We start from the raw sequence: 18489 nt of genomic DNA, 5'->3' as shown, positions 1-18489 counted from the left end.
TTTCCAGCCCTGTCCGCACCGGCAATGCCATATGACCACATGGTCATAATCTGTCCCGGCGCAGTCCATAGTTCAGCCGTCACCACAGCCACCAGGTGTCATATGACACATACAGATGCCTGAAAGTATCAGACTGCAGGACCAGTTGGAGTTAGTGAGTGCTTTTAAACAGCTGTCCTGCACAGACCAGAAACAGTGTTTTCAGACTCAGCCCATAAGCTGCTCTACACAGGTTCGCAGCTTACAGGCGAAAAAAGAAAAATCGTCGCCACCTGCTCTTGCCCCGACCAGCACGGCCAGAGCTTTCATCCAAAGGAACCCGGCGATGCCAGGCCCCGGGCCAGTGCCCGGGCAGCCGTACCGGCAGCCGGGCCAGCGGCCCAGGCGGTCATCGCGCCTGGGGCTGTGAGCCGCGTATCTGCTACGGCTGCTGTCGGTGGCGGAAAAAGCCCAAAGCCCCTGATACAGGGGCCCTGGTAATTATCTGTTTTTGTTGAGCACGTTGCGGGCACATTCGATGATGTCCTTATAGCGGAACATCAGGGAATAGCGCTTGCCGCCTACCTGGTGCCAGAGAATTGATGCGCGGATGCCGGAGAGCAGCAGGGCGCGAATCATCTCCTGCAGCTCGGTACGACGCAGATAGTGCTCCTCACCATAGATGATGAGCTTAGGGAAATTAGGGCTGATTAAATTGCTGTAAATGCCTGAGTAGAGCTTGATGACATCGTAATCCATGAGGATATTGTCTTCTTCAGTCTCATAGTCAGGGTGCATCAGCAGCACATTGGAGCGCAGGCTGTCGACTTCACGGTCAAGCTGACTGTAAATCATGTCCTGCTTTTCAAGATTGCTCACCAGGCCCAGGATGCTGAAAGCGATTTTGATAAGTTCAGCATTTTTAGGCTGGGCAGCCTCCTTTGGGTACAGGGAGGTAAGCAGCTGGTTCAGACCGGACTCAAGACGCTTGGGATCGTAGATGTCCTCAATGGCATCAGGCTCGGTAATGACCAGAGCACGCATTAAAGGTGCAATAGTGTGCTCATCTACGCTGCCGGTACGGGCAACACGCTGGATTTGGGCAGCAGACTGGAATAAAGCGGCCAGTGCAAGGGTTTCAGAATAAATGTTGTTAGCCATGACAGAAATCCAGGGAAATCCAGTAAAAATGACAACTGTAGTAAAAGGGGTTATGCCTGCAGGCAGCTCGGCACAGTATCGAGTCCGGCCTGTATCAGCTCAGCCAGGATAATCAGGGCATTGCCAGGACATGGCAAGGTTGTGGTCCTGCGGCCTGACTTCAGCTGCAGTGCCTGTGGCCTGACTTCAGCTGCAGTGCCTGACGGCGCTTGCGCCAGGAGGCGCAGCCTGCAAGTCACTGCAGAGACCTGATGCCTGCTTTTTAATCTTTAATCGGTGCTTCGATTACGGCACCGCCAAGGCAGTCCTGACCGTTGTAGAACACAACTGACTGGCCTGGGGCAATAGCAGCTACAGGATTGTCAAAGGTAACTTTGAGCATGGTGCGCTCAGTTGACTGTGAAGCTTCAGACTGACCTGCCTCTTCGGTGTACAGACCGGCCTGAGAGGCGCTGACGCGCTCTACAGTACAAGGCACATCAGGCTGACGGTAGCGTACCTTACAGGTGCAGTGCAGCGGCAATTCCGGGGCATCGATAATCCATGTCTCAGCGCCGGCATACAGACCGTTGGCATAAAGAGCCTTGTGCTCATGTCCCTGAGCTACGATCAGGGCATTGTTCTTCATGTCCTTGTCGACTACATACCATGCTTCACCGGTACCGTCGGCACTGCCGCCAATATGAAGCCCCTTTCTCTGACCAATGGTGCAGTACATAAGGCCAGGGTGTTCACCCATAACCTTACCTGCAGTAGAGATAATTGGACCTGGAGTGGAGGCGTCAGGCAGATACTGTTTAAGGAACTGGCCAAAACGTTTTTCGCCTATGAAGCAGATGCCTGTACTGTCTTTCTTGCGGGCAGTGGCAAGACCGCGCTCTTCGGCCATGGCTCTTACCTGAGGTTTTGGCAGATGGCCTACAGGGAACAGCACCTTGTGCAGTCTGTCCGGGCCTATGGCATGGAGGAAGTAGGACTGATCTTTGTTACTGTCCAGACCTCTGAGCAGATGAGCCGGAGCATCAATGCCACCATCAAAGCTGCGCAGACAGTAGTGGCCTGTAGCAATAAAGTCGGCATTGAGATCCTCAAGGGCATACTCAAGGAAAGCCTTGAACTTGATTTCCTTATTGCACAGGATGTCAGGATTAGGGGTACGACCGGCGCGGTATTCGCTCAGAAAGTTCTCAAAAACGCTGTCCCAGTATTCGGCAGCAAAGTTGATGGTTTTGAGCTCAATTCCCAGAGTGTCACAGACCTGCTGAGCATCAGCACGGTCCTGAGCGGCCGAGCAGTAGGTATCGGTATCGTCTTCTTCCCAGTTCTTCATGAACAGGGCGGTTACCTTCATGCCGGCTTCCTTGAGCAGGGCGGCCGACAGTGATGAGTCCACACCGCCGGATACGCCTACTACAACGTGGCGTCCCTGCAGCTGGTCATAGGGAATATCCGCAGCAAAGCGGTAATCGGAGGGCATCAGCCAGTTAGTCATCGCGCGTATCAGCTGCGTACAGTAGTGATAAAGGAAAGAGGAACGGACTGACCATTGAAGTAGTCTTCAAAGTTTGGTCCGATAAGACGGGTGCGCCACATGTCACGGGCGCCAAAAATCTCTTCGCGGGTAAGCCACTTGATGTCTACGATATCGCCATCAGGGTCGCTGATTTTGACCCTGGAAGGATCATTGTCTTTAAGGTGAGCCTTGAAAGTGAAACGCAGAATGGTTTCATTGTCCTTGACGTAATCGTAGACACCTACGAGGTGGTCGAGTTCGACTTCGCAGCCGCACTCCTCAAGACCCTCACGCAGGGCAGCTTCGACAATGCTTTCACGGGCTTCAACATGTCCTGCCACAGTACCAAAGCACAGATCACCTGTCTCCTGGTACTCTTCGACCATTAAGAAACGGCCCTCGTGCTCAATAATCAGAGCCACGGTAAGATTTGGCTTAAAACGAGCTGACATGTCTGCCTCGCATCAAAAAACAAAAACGCCTTAAAGCTGGAAAAGGACGCCACTGTGGGCTTGTCCCATGCAATTAAAGCTGAGATTTTAGCAAAGATGCCTGAATTTTTGTAGATATATACGGCCTGCAGGCAAAAATTTGCACCACAAAAAACATCCAGGAAAACCGGATAAATAAGCGTACCGTTCAAGACGTCACCAGAATATCATCCCCGAACACACGCCCGCTACGCCTGTCGCATAACCCGCTGCACCACCAGTAACCGCACCCTCGGCCAAAGAAAATAACCCCCGCCATCATCACATCCATCCACAGCAAAGCCCCCAGAGGATGGCAGCCATGAAAGCAGTTTGGTGAAGTGATACAGAGCCAATGTGAAGGCGCATTTTCAAAATGGATGCCCCTGAAGTTGTATTGCCAGGTTATGCCGGGTATTGTTGAGGGGCTCTAAAAAGGCTGGTCCTTTTCCATTGTGCATCGTGGCTGCTCGGGCCAGAATGCAAAAAAGGCGGGAAAACCCGCCTTAAGATAACAGAAAAGAAAAAGTGAAATTATTATCGTCCCAGCAGGCTCAGCGCAATAGTAGGACGCTGGTTAGCCTGAGCCAGCACGGTCTGGCAAGCCTGCTGGATAATGTTGCCCTGGGTCAGTGCTGCAGTCTCTGCGGCAAAGTCTGTGTCTCTGATTCTGCTGCGGGCATCTGCCTCATTTTCAGAAATACCGGCCTGATTGCGAATAGCGCTCTCCATTCTGTTTTGTAAAGCGCCCAGCACGGAACGCTTGGAGTCAACAGCCTGAATAACTGAGTCGATATTAGCCAGCGTGTTGGTAGCTGACTGTGCAGTAGAAACAGACCATCTTACTGTGTTGCCGTCTGCACCCTGAGCCTTGTGAATACCTTTAGTTGCAGTTTGATCGCCGCCACCAAGATTTGCCATCTTTGCCAAACCTGACATGGTAAAAGCAACTGACCAGTTCATGGTCAGTGTGTCATTTGCATTGGCGCCTACCTGAAAAACGATAGCTCCGGCATTATGAGAGCCCTGACTAGGGATTAAGCTGGTTTTGTTTTGCAGCCAGTTTTTGGTATTGCTTGGATCACGTGGGCCGTTAAGGACTGTTGCACCTGCAAAGGTGGTCTGCTGGGCGATACGGGTAATTTCCTGGGACAGCTGGGTAACTTCTTCCTGAAGAGCCTTTCTGTCAGCTTCGGAGTTAGTGCCGTTGGCGGACTGCACTGCCAGCACGCGAATGCGCTGGAGCATGTTAGTGGTTTCGTCCAGGGCACCTTCGATAGTCTGTGCCAGAGCGATGCCGTCGTTGGTATTGCGGTTGCCCTGGTTGAGGCCATTAATCTGGGAGGTAAGTCTGTCAGCAATCTGCAGACCAGCTGCGTCGTCCTTGGCGGAGTTAATACGCATACCTGAGGCCAGTCTCTGGTAGGAGGTATTCAGGTTTAAAGTGGCGTTACTCAGTTTCCTTTGGGCATTAATGGAACTGACGTTCGTATTAACGTAAAGGGCCATATCTCTTTCCTCTTCTTCTCTCTCAATCTGTTAGCAGGGCATAACCAGACTCTTGAGGCTGGAGCCGCGACTTTATTGTCAGACGGCTGTTATGGGCTATGCCTTGCTACAGTAATAAATCCCTTGCTTATGGGATTTATGCAGCTGTTATATCTTCAGCTGTGCTCATACAAAAGCGGGATCTTTGGTCCGCTGAAGTTAAAGCAATAAAGTTAATATCGCCTTAGCGGCCCAGCAGGCTCAGCGCAATAGTAGGACGCTGATTGGCCTGAGCCAGCACGGTCTGGGAAGCCTGCTGGATAATGTTGCCCTGGGTCAGTGCTGCGGTCTCTGCGGCAAAGTCTGTGTCTCTGATTCTGCTGCGGGCATCTGCCTCATTTTCAGAAATACCGGCCTGATTACGAATAGCGCTCTCCATTCTGTTCTGTAAAGCGCCCAGTACTGAACGCTTGGAGTCCACAGCCTGAATTACCTTGTCGATATTGGCCAGAGTATTGGTTGATGTTGCTGCAGTAGAAACAGACCATCTTACTGTGTTGCCATTTGCGTTATCCGCCTTAAAAATGCCATTTGTAGCCGTTTTATCTCCAGCACCAAGATTTGCCATCTTTGCCAGACCAGACATGGTAAAAGCCATAGACCAGTTCATGGTCAGAGTGTCATTAGCATTAGCGCCAACCTGAAAAACAATCTTTCCTGCGTTATGGGAGCCCTGGCTAGGGATTAAGCTGGTCTTATTCTGGAGCCAGGCATCGTTAGCTCCTGGAGCTCTTGGGCCGTTCAGGACGGTTGCACCTGCAAAGGTGGTCTGCTGGGCGATACGGGTAATTTCCTGGGACAGCTGGGTAACCTCTTCCTGAAGAGCCTTTCTGTCAGCTTCGGAGTTGGTGCCGTTGGCGGACTGTACGGCCAGCACACGGATGCGCTGGAGCATGTTGGTGGTTTCGTCCAGCGCGCCCTCGATAGTCTGTGCCAGAGCGATGCCGTCGTTGGTGTTGCGGTTGCCCTGGTTAAGGCCATTAATCTGGGAGGTAAGTCTGTCTGAGATCTGCAGACCGGCTGCGTCGTCCTTGGCGGAGTTGATACGCATACCAGAGGCCAGTCTCTGGTAGGAGGTATTCAGGTTTAAAGTGGCGTTACTCAGTTTCCTTTGGGCATTAATGGAACTGACGTTCGTATTAACGTAAAGGGCCATATCTCTTTCCTCTTCTCTCTCTCAATCTGTTAGCAGGGCATAACCAGATTGCTCGGTATACAGCCGCGACTTTATTGTCAGACGGTCGTTATGTGCTATGCCTTGCTACAGTAATAAATCCCTTGCTTAGGGGATTTATGCAGCTGCTATATCTTCAGCTGTCTCATACAAAAGCGGGAACTTTGGCCCGCTTAAGTTAAAGCAATAAAGTTAATATCGCCTTAGCGGCCAAGCAGGCTCAGCGCAATAGTAGGACGCTGATTGGCCTGTGCCAGCACGGTCTGGGAAGCCTGCTGGATGATATTGCCCTGGGTCAGTGCTGCGGTCTCTGCAGCAAAGTCTGTGTCCCTGATTCTGCTGCGGGCATCAGACTGGTTCTCTGAGATATTAGCCTGATTACGGATTGCGCTCTCCATTCTGTTTTGTAAAGCACCAAGTCCGGCGCGCTTGGAGTCAACTGCCTGGATGTACTTGTCGATGTTACCAAGTACGGCGGTTGCCAGAGAGGCCATGGAAATGGTCCAGACATAGAAGTTGCCGGACTTGTGAATGCCGTCAGTGTTTTTAGCTGGAGCAGTCTGACCCTTAACCTGGGAGATAAGGCCGGTCATGGTAAAGGCCTTGCTCCAGTCTAGTGTCAGTGTGTTGCCTGCGTTAGCGCCAACCTGGAAAGTGAGTTTGCCATCAGTAGGAATCAGACCCTTGCCGGCGCCGTCCAGAATCTGCTGGCCGGCGAAAGTAGTCTGTTTTGCGATACGTGTGATTTCCTGGGAGAGCTGGGAAACTTCTTCCTGGAGGGCTTTGCGGTCGGAGGCGGAGTTGGTTCCGTTGGCGGACTGTACGGCCAGGACGCGAATGCGCTGGAGCATGTTGGTGGTTTCGTCCAGGGCACCTTCGATAGTCTGAGCCAGAGCGATGCCGTCGTTGGTGTTGCGGTTACCCTGGTTGAGACCATTAATCTGGGAGGTGAGTCTGTCTGAGATCTGCAGACCTGCTGCGTCGTCCTTGGCGGAGTTAATTCTCAGACCAGATGACAGTCTCTGATAGGAGACATTCAGGTTTAAAGTAGCATTACTGAGCTTTCTTTGCGCATTAATGCTGCTTACGTTCGTATTGACGTAAAGGGCCATAGTATTTCTCTCTCTTCTCTCATGTAGTTTGGACCGGGTGTCTTATGTTTATTGATCAATGGCACCGGCCTTTACTGTCAAATATCATGCAATGTACATGCCTCAATTTTTGGCTTAAAAAAGCCTGCCCTCTACTTTTAACGCGTGAACAGTTCCTGTATTTATAAATCCAAACTGGTCTTTATCATTTAGCTGTCAATGAGATTTTGGGCCGGCAAAATCATGATTATTAAAGCCGTACTTGCTTATGAGATGCGTGTGGTAAATGGGAGCTTCTGCAGGTGTTCTGGCCAATGTTTGCAGATACACTTCAGATTGCATTTTGTAGAGTATTTATTGGGGCGTGATGCCAGAGGCGCCTGAGTTGGCGCTGTGAGACATGGCTCTGAGGTGCGGTGTGGTGGGTGTGGCTTTGGATGGTAGAGGCTGAGGTGGGAAATATGGAGCATGCTGTGGCGCTGAAGACCGACAGATTCGTGCTTTAAATTGATAAAGCCCGGTCTTTCCTGTGGGAAAGCCGGGCTTTGGTGGCAGCTGCCGCTGCCGCTGCAGCCAGGGGCTGTAAGGCGCCTGACTGGCAGCTGCATGGGGCTGGCCGCTTACATGTGGGCGATGATTGCGTCGCCGAAGTCAGCGGTGGACAGGGCCTGGGCGCCTTCCATCTGAGCGGCGAAGTCTGAGGTGACCTTGCCGGCGCTGATGGCAGATTCCATGCCCTTGATGATGAGGTCAGCAGCCTCGTTCCAGCCAATGTGACGCAGCATCAGCTCAGCTGAAAGAATGATGGAGCCAGGGTTGGCAATGCCCTTACCGGCGATTGTTGGGGCGGTGCCATGAGTGGCCTCGAAGATAGCGGCCTCAGTGCCGATGTTGGCGCCTGGGGCAATGCCGATACCGCCAACGATAGCGGCCAGGGCATCGGAGATATAGTCGCCATTTAAGTTCATGGCAGCAACTACATCATAGTCAGCAGGGTAGAGCAGGATATTCTGCAGGAAGGCGTCTGCAATGACGTCCTTGATGACAATGTCACGACCGGTATTTGGGTTCTTGAAGGAGATAACACCCTTGTCATCGGCCTTTGCGCCAAACTCACGCTCAGCAAGCTCATAGCCCCACTTCTTGAAGCCACCCTCGGTGAACTTCATGATATTGCCCTTGTGGACGATGGTAACGCTCTTGCGGTCATGGTCTATGGCATAGTTGATGGCAGCGCGGATAAGACGCTCGGTGCCCTGCTTTGACATTGGCTTGATGCCTATGCCGCAGTGCTCAGGGTGACGCAGCTTCTTAACACCCATGGTGTTCTGCAGGAAGTCGATAACCTGCTTTGCGCCCTCGCTGTCAGCTTCCCACTCGATACCGGCATAAATGTCTTCAGCATTCTCACGGAAGATAATGGTGTCGGTAAGCTCAGGGTGCTTAACCGGGCTTGGGGTGCCCTTGAAATAGCGTACTGGACGCAGGCAGATGTACAGATCAAGGCCCTGACGCATGGCAACGTTCAGAGAGCGGATACCGCCGCCTACTGGGGTAGTAAGAGGACCCTTGATGGCAACATGGTAGTCCTTGATGAACTCCATGGTCTCATCAGGCAGGTAGACAAATTCGCCATAGACTTCGCAGGAACGGCCGCCGGCATAGATTTCCATCCAGGAGATCTTCTTTGCACCACCATAGGCTTTTTCAACGGCAGCATTGACCACCTTGTGCATGACAGGGGTGATATCCTCACCAATACCGTCACCGCGAATAAAAGGAATAACTGGATTGGCAGGAACGGTCAGACGACCCTGTGCATCCACGGAAATCTTGTCACCCTCAGGAACTGTGACCTTACTGATAAAGCTCATGAACAACCCTCAAAAAAGCCTTTATGGTTATACCTGACCTCTGTAGCCTGACATATCCGCCGGGGTACCCTGGCGGCGCCTTGAGCACTGCACACTGTGGCCTGTACTCATGGCAGCGTGCCTGGGCCCGAGGTCTGATTGCTGGCACATATCCTAACCTAAAAAGACCTGGCTCACAGTCAGTAAGTCGGTCTAAACAGCTGCAAAAGCCCTGTAAAGGCGGCTGTCACTGCCTTATGCACACTTTTGCAGCACATCATGGTCATACTGCCCCGTTGTGGGGCCATATTTATGAGCATTGCATGATGCTGGATTATCTGGGAATGCTTTAGTGTGCCTTGCAGCTTGCAGCTTGCAGCTTGCAGCTTGCAGCTTGCAGCTTGCAGCTTGCAGTCTGGCAGCTGGCCGGAGCTTATGGCATGCAGGTGGGGCTGTGAGTCCGCAGGAGTATGGCGGGGTAGGGCGCAGCCTGACGGGAATGAGCTCTGATAGCTGTTTTGTCAGTTCATAAATGCAGCAGGGCAGATCCTTGTGGGGATCTGCCCTGATTATGGGGTATTTTACCAGCATGGCGGGCCGCAGCGCAGCCAGTCTCAGCCCTGGAGCGGCAGTGCCCGGGGGAGGACGGCGTGGTGCGACGCTGGTGTTGTGTTGCTATTCGACCTGACTGAAGTCAATCACTGGAGATGGGGCGCTGTAGCGGTCGCCGCTGCGGCGGTACTCCATGATCTCTTCCTGACGCTGGCGGTCGCGGGCGCGACGCTCGGCAGCTTCAGCTTCACTTTGAGCACGCTGTTTGTCTATGCGGGACTGCAGACGCTCACTGGCCTCAGCACGGCTCTGATCGGAAAGAGGAGCACGACGGGCCTGATAGCCCTCCAGAGTCTGCTGTTCACGGCGCTGCTGTGCAGCCTTATTGCGCATGGCCGCCTGCTCGGCACGGCGCTTTTCTATATCAGTCTGATAATTGCTGCGATCAATAACCTTCTCAGTGTTGTTGTCAGTTCCATCATCGATATTACTGAAATCAATAGCCTGAGATGGCTTTTCGTAGCGCTCGGAAAAATCAGGTGCTGCGGTCATGTTTGGTGTAAAGCTGCGCTGGGACGGTCCCTGCGGCTTTCTTTGTGGGGCTGCAGGATCGCTGGTTGGCTCATTTTCATCAACCTGACTGAAATCAATAGCCTGAGATGGCTTTTCGTAGCGCTTGGAAAAATCAGGTGCTCCGGTCATTTTTGGTGTAAAACTGCGCTGGGACGGTCCCTGCGGCTTTCTTTGTGGAGCTGCAGGATCGTTGGTTGGCTCATTTTCATCAACCTGACTGAAGTCTATTACCGGGAAGTCGCGGTCAAAGAGATCCCCTTGACGGCGCATTTCAATGTAATCCTGCTGTTGCTGACGCTCCAGAGCTTTCTGTCGAGACTCTGCGGCATTTAACTGGGCTCTTTCATGGTCAATGCGCTGCTGGAGTCTGGCCTCTGCCTCTGCACTGGTCTTTTCAGACAGAGGGTCACGTGGAGCCTGTCTTGCGCTCTGACGATCTGGCTCTCTGGCCTTTGCCTCACGCATCCTGGCCTGAGCCTCTTCGTTCTGGGCACGCTCACGCTCAATGCGCTCCTGCAGTCTTGCTGATGCTTCAGCACGGCTGCGATCCGAGAGTGGATCGTTAAAGACGCTGTTGCTCTTAGGAGGTGCACTGCGCTGGAAATTACGATCTGCTGGCTGGTACTTTCTGTTGCCCTCATCGAGCAAAGATGGACCCTGAGCCTGATAAAGGTTGTTGTTAGCAGCATGATCTGCAGCAGCATGGCTGCCAAAAGAGCTGCCGGCATTATCAAAAACAGATCCCTGAGAAGAAGCAAAGCCCGATCCGTGAGTATTAAATTCTGGCAGAGGTGCGCCTGGATTTACCCCCTGTTGCTGTCCCAGATTATAGGCATCATCAACAGTAAAATTCTTGAGCGGTGAAGTTCCCGACTGAGCTGTTAATGATCCAGCCTGAGCCACAGCGCCAGTGCTGGCGGAGTCAATACCATCATTCCTGGTCTGTAAAAGCAGATCGCTTAGCTGAGGATCAGATGAGCTGGCTGCATCGCCCATAGAATTCTGCATGTTCTGAGCTTTGCTCAGATAGGAAATCAGTGGTCTGTTGTTATGGTGATCAACAAGGCGCAGCAGCAATTCCTTTACAGCCGGACTTTCAGGTGAAGTCGCGTTCTGACTTGAGCAGATTTCCTTGCACTTCATCTTGGTGCATAGAGGATTCTGATAGGAATCATTGCACACTACAGTCTTGTAGGCCTCAATAACAGGCAGGGCTTCAATAACGTTCTTGAGGGCGCCCTCAACATTGAAATCTATATTGCGGTTGAGTTCGATTACATGATTGAGAATATCTGACGGAATGGCGCTGTCATCAGTTATGCCACTGCGGTCGGTAAATTTGCCCAGCACTATGCCATCGGACTGACCTGTAAAGGAGTAACCAAGATTCTGACCATTAGTGCGGTTGGTCATGCGATAGGACATGGCCAGAGATCGGTATGGGGTATTTATCAGATCATGGATGAAGTGGACGTAATTGCCATAATCCTTGATGTTCAGTACATACTTGGAGTTACGGGAAGTCTCTTTTTGCCAGGTGATGAGACTGGTCTTGTTGACTGTCTGCATACCAACCAGCAGATCACCGTCCACGCGGCTTTCGGTAATAAGAATGCCACTGCTCTGGAAGCGGTTGGACTTGCCGTAGAAGTAGATAGTACGAGAATCGATGCGGGTATTCCTGGTGTAGTAGGTAGTGGTGTACTGAGGCTCGTCTGAGTGGAAGTTGGTCAGCATTTCAAAGGTCTTGCGGCCTGAAGAAATGACATAGACGCGGCCAAAGCCATCGGCGCGATCGTCTCGGCAGGAGCCTTCCCAGAACAGGATGGAGTTGGGCAGCAGAATACCGTCAAGCAGATCCGAGGCTACCAGGCACTTTTCGCTCTTGTTGGCAGGCTGCTTGTACTTGAGAATGGTTTCGTAATTGTTGTTGTAATTGGCTGCAATCTGATTGTGCTGCTCAAAAAGCGCGCGCTCGTAATCAAGATGAGGGCTGTTAAGCAGCAGTTTGGATGCCGTCTCCATGGACACTCTGGCATCGGTCTCATCGATTACTTCCTCAGCGGCATGGGCAGCGGCAGCAAGAGTAGATGATTCTGCATATGCAGGAGAACTGAGGGTCAGCGCTGTAGCCACAGCGGCTGCGGAGGCCGCAGTGGTACGACCTGAAAGACGGGAAAGGGATGAAAGTGCTTTTTTGCAGACCAGAGAAAGGCCTGAGGCCAAACATTTGCCGTCAGCTGATTCGTTTGAGTCGTGGTTAATCAGTGACTTGGGGCAGGTGTCTGTGGCAGGAGCCTTTTTTTGCTGCTGAGCAGACATGACAGTATGGTCCAGGTTATATGCAATAACTCGGACTGAGGCTCGTGAGCCGGTGCTGTCTGTCAGCTTGTAAGAACACTTAATGTCTGGGTACAGCAAATCAGTAATCAACAGGCCTGAGCCTGTATGCTCCTATTAAAATTAAAAATTATGTCGCCCTGAACTGTGGCATGCATGGCATAACAAACCTGTCTTACAGCCATAGTTTAATACCTGGGCAATGGCCTTTTGTAAGCAAAAAACGCGCCCGTGACTGAAATTGACCCATATGGAAACATGGGAGCTAACAGGCATTATGGCTTGATAGCAGCTGCTCTCAGGAACACAGGTGTGCCTTAAAAACTGTCAAATCGTGGTGCTCAGGCATCTTGATTCCTGATTGAGGTGCAGCACCGGAATGTATTGTTTTAACCTGAAACTGCAGTAGCAGCCAGACGCAAAACAGCCACTGGCAGGGGCTTTCAGTAAAAAACGGTAATACGCGTCGTAACACAGAAAAGTACTGCAGAGTTTTGTCTATGACCGCCCTGAAAATATCAGAGCTTTAAAATTCGGCTTAGCAAAATAGCTTAAATGCAATCATGATGAAAGTCAAAGACGGACCTGGATATCCATAAAAGTGCACGAATACGATATATATCAGTGAATTTGCATTAATTGACAGCCTTTTGTGTCCCGCTTGCTACGCTCGTCCTCAGCCTGGCTGATCCCTTCTCTGTAAAATCACAGGGCAATGCCTGTCATAATCCCACAGTCCCATTGCCACGCATCAACCTGAGTCCAATTGCAGCAAAAGGCAGATAAGGCCGCTGAACCATGGACAAGTCACTTATACACGACTTTGCAGCCATGCCTGCAATAACAGGAACGGGGCAATATGGTTTGATGGCGGCATTTCATTGAGAGGATCGGTATGGAAAGGGCTGTAAAGGTAAGAGAAGGCAGTCTTGCAGCATGGCTCAACTCAGCAGTGCCGTCCTGCTGTGAGAGGTTATTAGCCATTAAAGTATTGTCATGCCGTGAAATGAATGCAGGACAGAGCGTCGCTCCAGGACATAAGAAGACAGAAATGCCATGCCATGGCGCTGGGATAGACATGGCAGAACTGCGCTCCGAAACAGGACTGGAAGAACTGCGCCCCGAAACAGGAATGGAGGAACTGCGCCCCGAAACAGGAGTGGAGGAACTGCGCTCAGGGACAGACATGGCAGAACTGTGCACCGAAACAGGAAAGGAAGAACTGCGCTCAGGAAAGGCACGGAGGGGGTGCACTACGTAACAGGCACGACAGCCCTGGTCAGCTGGCAGCGGTCTGACTGAAGCCCGGAATCTGTAAAAATCTGGCGCTTTATGAGCCGGTAATGGCCTGTGATCTTAAATGAAATGCTTTGAGCCAGTGCTATGGCTGGATAACAGGGCAATAAGGCAAGTATAAGGTCAGCAACGCCTGTTATGGACCGATGCCTGTGCTTCAGGTGATGCGCGGACGAGAGGCTGGCTTTGCATCCTTGAGAGTTTACGAGCGGGGGCGGTATGGTTTTGCAGCAGGGCTGCAACAGCAGGTACCAGTGATATAGCAAGAGAGCGGCGGTACCTTTAGGGAACTGGTATGGTTCTACCAGGGGCAGGGCGGACTGGATGCGCCCAGGATAGATGTGGTGGGCCTTGCGGGGCAGATAAGGTCAGCTAAGGTCAACAAAGGGCAGCTGTGCATGCCTGCATTGCTGGAGTGATCGCAGATCAGATCAGCTCAGTACTGTATTGATGATATCGCTGGCGGTGACAGGGTCCTGAGGACTTTCCTGGTGATCTACTACATGGTAGCTGGCAATAACAACTGATGCTCCGGAGAGTAAAACCAGGGAAATAATAATTCCAGCAACAATTTTAATCAATGATAAGGACCTGTGTTTGGTTGTCATTCTCTTGTGCTCAGTTGATGCCCTCTGAGGCTTAAGCAGCGGACACGACAGAGTAAATGCTTGTGTGAGTTTTTTGCGGAATCAGAGGTACTGGTACGTAACCGTACAGGCAAAGCATTCAGGCAAGGTGCTCTCATGCTTCCTTACCCACATAATCAGGCAGAACCCTGTCAGTGCCGGGCAATGCATATGCCCTGGAGGCATATGAGCATGAGTTTGCTCCAGCTGCTTCAGTCACAGGGGGCTAAAGATATTTTGCAGTATGGCTGTTCCAGCCTTTGCACGTTTAAGATAGCGTGCTCACATTAAGCAGAGGTCAAAATTATGTACTTTCATCTGACAGACCATAAAGGACTCGCAGCAGCTGTTATATTCAGCAATTTATCTGGCTGAATCTCGCTTCATTGCTGCCTGCAGGCCATGGTCACATAATTTCGGGCAGATACTCTGAACTAAGTAAATTGGTCGTTCTTCAGCTCAAAATGGCCGTCTTTGATGTCATTATGTGCATCTATAATAGAACTTTTCGTTTGTAAAGTGTAAGTCTGAGTCTTATTGTGTTTCAAATAAAGGCTCATCATTACTGTGTCAGCCACAGAAATTTGCAGCTTCCCGCAGCCGACGCAATTAAATTAGCATTAGTCCCAGGACCGGGCAAGACAGGCAAAGATGACGTAGTTTTTTGATCTGTTGTGCTAGAGAAAAATGCAAAATGCTATGTATGTCACAATGTTACGCGGTAACAATGGAAAGTGGGATCACGATCACTTAATGGCGGCGGTAAAAAATAATTTTTGCCGGCCATTACCCATGGACTCAAAATTAACGATATTTCAGGCAAAAATGCCGAGCGCTACACCCGACTGCCAATTTAAATAAAATTACGCTTGAACTGGAAAAATCGCATCCAGGCCCCATCAACAGGCCTTGATAAGACTGACACTCATATATCATGCAATGTCGTCAAATTTGACCTGTAGCAGCTTGAATCACCTCTGTTTTAAGCTGTCTGCCCTGCAGCCAAAAATGACGGTCCTTTTAAAGCTGCGGATACCACACGTCTCACCCAGCTGCAGATAGCACTGTCCACCAGCTGTAGGGCTATTTGTCTTACAGCTGCAGGTATCAGTAGCCAGCAGCTGTAGGGCTATTTGTCTCACAGCTGCCAGTATCTGTAGCCACCAGCTGTAGGGCCATTTGTCTCGCAGCTTCAGATACCAGTCGCCGTCCATCTGTAGCTGCCAGTCGCCACTCAGCTGCAGTCTTATGATCTTAAGGGTACCAGGCCCGGCAATCAGTTGACCTCTGTAGTCTGATGGACTCAGCTAAGCTCAGCTAAGAAATATATGACCCATCTCACTTATCCGGCACTGCACTATGCAGCGCGGCTGTGATAGTGGCGCAGTGCAGCGCAAATCATTAAGTCCATTGAGGTGTCTTGAGTCCTGAGCTAATAGGTATTCGATGGCTTGGTGAGGCCTTGTGCTTCGGCTATTTCAGCCATCTTGCAATCTGCTCAAACCTGGTTTCAGGCCTGTTAGAAACAGTCTGCTTTGCACGGGAGTCATCATGGGATGACGCCGGGTTTCCAGCCTGGGATTTAGCATGTGCAGATACTGGATGCTCTGTAGAGCGGCATTATGTGATGGAGCTGGCTTTCCGGCCTGGTGGAGAGTCTGGCAGATTCGGGACGCTCTGCAGGTGCGTCATAGGTGCATGGAGCCGGTGTCTGGCAGATTCAGGATGCTCTGCAGCGGGAAGATTAGGGGATAGATTGGATAGCGGGGATAGTGGGATGGTTTTTATGGGGCCCTGAAATGCGTTTGGCACTTGCAAAGACCTGCGTTGAGAGCTTTACAAGTGCCAAAGAACAAAAAGGCTTTTTCACCCTGGCAGGTGAAATAAGGTCTTTTGCTGGTGTTATGCGCGTGCTGGTCCGTCATACCAGGGCTGTCAGGCTCTGGTGAGGGAGGCATATTGCGCTCTGCACTGCAGGCAGAGGAGCAGGTATTAACGGGCGCGGAAAGTGATGCGGCCCTTGGTCAGATCATAAGGAGTGATCTGAACGGTTACCTTGTCGCCAGTTAAGATACGGATGTAGTTCTTGCGCATCTTGCCGGAGATGTGAGCCATAACAATGTGGCCGTTTTCCAGCTGAACCCTAAAGGTGGTATTTGGCAGGGTCTCAAGAACGGTGCCCTGCATCTCGATACTTTCTTCTTTTGCCATAAAAAATGAGTTATGAAGTAAACATTGAGTTTAGCCCGCAGAAGCGTTCCTGAAGTGCCATTTCACTATTGTGAAAGCGTCAGGATAAGGGAATTAAGGCCAGTATTCTGCTGCCAAAAACCCGTGTTCCAGCGCTAAACGCCTGAAAAAAACGGGCTTATTATACACTAAGAGCGCCCAAATAGGCGCTTTAGATGAAAACTTTGCCCACCTGTAAAAATGGCTGTCAGCGCCCGCCCATAACGGCCATTTCATCTGAACATCATTGCCGGAGTGTTCTTGCCATCAGGCAGACTGTTCCTGACGAGGCGGCTCTGAGCGGCCGTGAGCTGTCACCTGCCTTAACAGTGGCCAAAAGTGCAGGCCATAATCCTGTAAACATGGGAGTGCAGACCATACGTTATATCAGAGCCATCAGGGCTGTCAGGGCTACTCATATGCTCATGGCCCTCGGTACAATGCATAACATCATGGCCATCATGGCCATATAGACTGTAAGTGCCACTCATAAGCTCATGGCCCTCGGTGCAATGCATAACATTATGGCCCCTAGGGCCATATGGGCTGTCAGGGACACTCATAACCTCAGGGTCATCATGGCTACAGGTGGTTATGGAGCCATCTGTTCCATGATTTCCTACTGGTATTACCCTGCCCCTGCAAGCTCCCCGGCCCAGTCAGGCCGCCATGGTGGTTTCTCTGCCGGTCAGATGGGCTCGGGTCAGATGCGCTCCTGAGTGCGCCCTGAGCCTGTGCTCTGATTCTGATGGACCACAGAGGCGCTCTGGACGTCACTCATGGCGCTGTTCTGAACCGGTACTGCAGAGGTGGTCAGGGCTGCCATGGCCATGGCAGCCGCAGCGGCAGGAGCTCCATAATGACCTTCGGCCTGATGGCTGTTGCCTGAGGATGAGGAGTCTGCAGTATATACAGTGGCTGTTCCGGCCGGAGTGTGGCACTTGCCGTGAGATTTGCTGTGGTGAGGGTCGTATTTGAGGTCAGACTCAAACAGTGGTGGTACAGCATGGGCCTGAGGGTCAGTAAGCAGGCGGGTAAATACCAGAGCTCCGACAGCATTTCCAAGGGCAATCAGGGCAAGGCGGCTCCAGTCAGTTGCAGTCATATCGACACCGGCCATGGCAAAGAAGCCGCAGTTGGCCACAGAGTGCTCAAATCCTGCCAGCATAAAGAACATTACCGGCATGATGACATACAGGGGATGCTTGCCTCTGGTATATCCGTAATAGGCAATATGCATCATGGCGCCGCAGCCGGCTGCCAGGATGAATGATGAGAGCATGGTGTCATTGAGCTTGAGCTCAGCTACATGAGCTGCATTGCCAAGATCAATACGGGTATGAGTGAAGATCCATGCAGTGGCTGCACAGGCAAGGCCGTTGAGTACAAACATGTAAACAAGGCGCAGGGTGGACTGTAAGGTCCAGTCTCCTATCTTGCCGGTATACAGAAAGTAGCTTTTGACCATGATGGTCAGCAGACCCAGAGAGAAAAGAAAGGAACCCACATACTTGACAGGGGAGGCTACGTAGGCAACGCAACCAAGGCCAATAAGCATGCCGGCCAGCAGGGATTTGACTGTGAAAATATAGAAAAGAGAATCTTTTTGCATACTGTATCTGCTAAAGCTGGGGCTCAAAAACAGAGGCCATGGCAATTCATGGCTGAATTGCAACAGCGGATAAACATCTTTTTTTTTGATAAGATTTATCACTATTATCCTAAATAAAAACCCGTATTTACGGGTTTTTAGAGCTCAAAAGTACTGAAAGTTGTGGCCCTTATGGCCACTGAATGAGCGGCGCGTATTGTAGCAAAGCCCGCTGCCAAAAGCATCATAAAATCTTCAGCACAGACTTCTCGTCCCATGCCTTTCTAATCAGGACAGCATGAAACTGCTGTCTGTCCGTACCTGGTCCTCGGCCATGACGGATACCAGAGTGTCATCCTCGCTTCAGCCATGACGGATACCAGAGTGTCATCCTCGCTTCAGCCATGACGGATACCAGAGTGTCATCCTCGCTTCAGCCATGACGGATACCAGAGTGTCATCCTCGCTTCAGCCATGACGGATACCAGAGTGT

General features: G+C 51.3%; 13 protein-coding genes. 2 read left to right on the top strand and 11 right to left on the bottom strand.

Annotated features, from left to right (window positions below):
• Nucleotides 1-480 precede the first annotated feature (480 nt).
• From MXE41_RS07115 to MXE41_RS07080, 8 genes are all read right to left on the bottom strand, one after another.
• On the bottom strand, nucleotides 481-1140 hold the full coding sequence (locus tag MXE41_RS07115; RefSeq protein WP_247100004.1) for a DUF489 family protein: 660 nt from the start codon (nucleotides 1138-1140) through the stop codon (nucleotides 481-483).
• A 262-nt stretch (nucleotides 1141-1402) separates the two neighbouring features.
• Nucleotides 1403-2617 (bottom strand): tRNA 2-thiouridine(34) synthase MnmA, encoded by a 1215-nt coding sequence (mnmA, locus tag MXE41_RS07110; RefSeq protein ID WP_247100003.1) that lies wholly within the window; start codon nucleotides 2615-2617, stop codon nucleotides 1403-1405.
• Between the two features lie 23 nt (nucleotides 2618-2640).
• Nucleotides 2641-3105 carry an NUDIX domain-containing protein gene (locus MXE41_RS07105; protein WP_246977420.1) on the bottom strand — a complete coding sequence of 155 codons (465 nt, stop codon included), beginning with the start codon at nucleotides 3103-3105 and terminating at the stop codon, nucleotides 2641-2643.
• Between the two features lie 555 nt (nucleotides 3106-3660).
• On the bottom strand, nucleotides 3661-4632 hold the full coding sequence (locus tag MXE41_RS07100; RefSeq protein ID WP_247100002.1) for a flagellin: 972 nt from the start codon (nucleotides 4630-4632) through the stop codon (nucleotides 3661-3663).
• Nucleotides 4633-4855: 223 nt separating this feature from the next.
• Nucleotides 4856-5827: a flagellin gene (locus tag MXE41_RS07095; RefSeq protein WP_247100001.1), complete on the bottom strand. Its 972-nt coding sequence runs from the start codon at nucleotides 5825-5827 to the stop codon at nucleotides 4856-4858.
• 221 nt (nucleotides 5828-6048) lie between these two features.
• Complete coding sequence (locus MXE41_RS07090; RefSeq protein ID WP_247100000.1) at nucleotides 6049-6957, bottom strand: flagellin; 909 nt, start codon at nucleotides 6955-6957, stop codon at nucleotides 6049-6051.
• A 599-nt stretch (nucleotides 6958-7556) separates the two neighbouring features.
• The gene (gene icd, locus MXE41_RS07085; RefSeq protein WP_246977413.1) at nucleotides 7557-8810 is read right to left on the bottom strand and encodes an NADP-dependent isocitrate dehydrogenase; all 1254 of its coding nucleotides are present in this window, start codon (nucleotides 8808-8810) and stop codon (nucleotides 7557-7559) included.
• Between the two features lie 654 nt (nucleotides 8811-9464).
• On the bottom strand, nucleotides 9465-12140 hold the full coding sequence (locus tag MXE41_RS07080; RefSeq protein WP_247099999.1) for a hypothetical protein: 2676 nt from the start codon (nucleotides 12138-12140) through the stop codon (nucleotides 9465-9467).
• Nucleotides 12141-13149: 1009 nt separating this feature from the next.
• On the opposite strand from MXE41_RS07080, the gene MXE41_RS07075 reads away from it, so the two are divergent.
• Entirely contained in the window at nucleotides 13150-13515 is a 366-nt protein-coding gene (locus MXE41_RS07075; RefSeq protein ID WP_247099998.1) for a hypothetical protein, read from the top strand.
• A gap of 466 nt (nucleotides 13516-13981) precedes the next feature.
• Here the strand turns inward: MXE41_RS07075 and MXE41_RS07070 are convergent, their stop codons facing one another.
• Nucleotides 13982-14131, bottom strand: a complete 150-nt coding sequence (locus MXE41_RS07070) for a hypothetical protein (RefSeq protein ID WP_246977410.1) — start codon at nucleotides 14129-14131, stop codon at nucleotides 13982-13984.
• A 2037-nt stretch (nucleotides 14132-16168) separates the two neighbouring features.
• Nucleotides 16169-16387 (bottom strand): translation initiation factor IF-1, encoded by a 219-nt coding sequence (gene infA / locus MXE41_RS07065; RefSeq protein WP_009143043.1) that lies wholly within the window; start codon nucleotides 16385-16387, stop codon nucleotides 16169-16171.
• 596 nt (nucleotides 16388-16983) lie between these two features.
• Here infA and MXE41_RS07060 point away from each other — a divergent pair.
• Nucleotides 16984-17124, top strand: a complete 141-nt coding sequence (locus MXE41_RS07060; RefSeq protein WP_247099997.1) for a hypothetical protein — start codon at nucleotides 16984-16986, stop codon at nucleotides 17122-17124.
• Here the strand turns inward: MXE41_RS07060 and MXE41_RS07055 are convergent.
• Nucleotides 17109-18017: a formate/nitrite transporter family protein gene (locus MXE41_RS07055; RefSeq protein WP_247099996.1), complete on the bottom strand. Its 909-nt coding sequence runs from the start codon at nucleotides 18015-18017 to the stop codon at nucleotides 17109-17111. The genes MXE41_RS07060 and MXE41_RS07055 overlap by 16 nt on opposite strands.
• Between the last annotated feature and the right edge of the window lie 472 nt (nucleotides 18018-18489).

It is taken from the genome of Anaerobiospirillum sp. NML120449, from assembly GCF_023051105.1.
Taxonomy (GTDB): domain Bacteria; phylum Pseudomonadota; class Gammaproteobacteria; order Enterobacterales; family Succinivibrionaceae; genus Anaerobiospirillum.
This window is presented reverse-complemented; position numbering and strand designations above follow the sequence as displayed.

Excerpts from the sequence above, each read along its gene's own strand:
- MXE41_RS07115 (WP_247100004.1), bottom strand. The coding sequence starts at position 1,140 with ATGGCTAACAACATTTATTCTGAAACCCTTGCACTGGCCGCTTTATTC.
- mnmA (WP_247100003.1), bottom strand. The coding sequence starts at position 2,617 with ATGCCCTCCGATTACCGCTTTGCTGCGGATATTCCCTATGACCAGCTG.
- MXE41_RS07105 (WP_246977420.1), bottom strand. The coding sequence starts at position 3,105 with ATGTCAGCTCGTTTTAAGCCAAATCTTACCGTGGCTCTGATTATTGAG.
- MXE41_RS07100 (WP_247100002.1), bottom strand. The coding sequence starts at position 4,632 with ATGGCCCTTTACGTTAATACGAACGTCAGTTCCATTAATGCCCAAAGG.
- MXE41_RS07095 (WP_247100001.1), bottom strand. The coding sequence starts at position 5,827 with ATGGCCCTTTACGTTAATACGAACGTCAGTTCCATTAATGCCCAAAGG.
- MXE41_RS07090 (WP_247100000.1), bottom strand. The coding sequence starts at position 6,957 with ATGGCCCTTTACGTCAATACGAACGTAAGCAGCATTAATGCGCAAAGA.
- icd (WP_246977413.1), bottom strand. The coding sequence starts at position 8,810 with ATGAGCTTTATCAGTAAGGTCACAGTTCCTGAGGGTGACAAGATTTCC.
- MXE41_RS07075 (WP_247099998.1), top strand. The coding sequence starts at position 13,150 with ATGGAAAGGGCTGTAAAGGTAAGAGAAGGCAGTCTTGCAGCATGGCTC.
- infA (WP_009143043.1), bottom strand. The coding sequence starts at position 16,387 with ATGGCAAAAGAAGAAAGTATCGAGATGCAGGGCACCGTTCTTGAGACC.
- MXE41_RS07060 (WP_247099997.1), top strand. The coding sequence starts at position 16,984 with ATGGCTACAGGTGGTTATGGAGCCATCTGTTCCATGATTTCCTACTGG.
- MXE41_RS07055 (WP_247099996.1), bottom strand. The coding sequence starts at position 18,017 with ATGCAAAAAGATTCTCTTTTCTATATTTTCACAGTCAAATCCCTGCTG.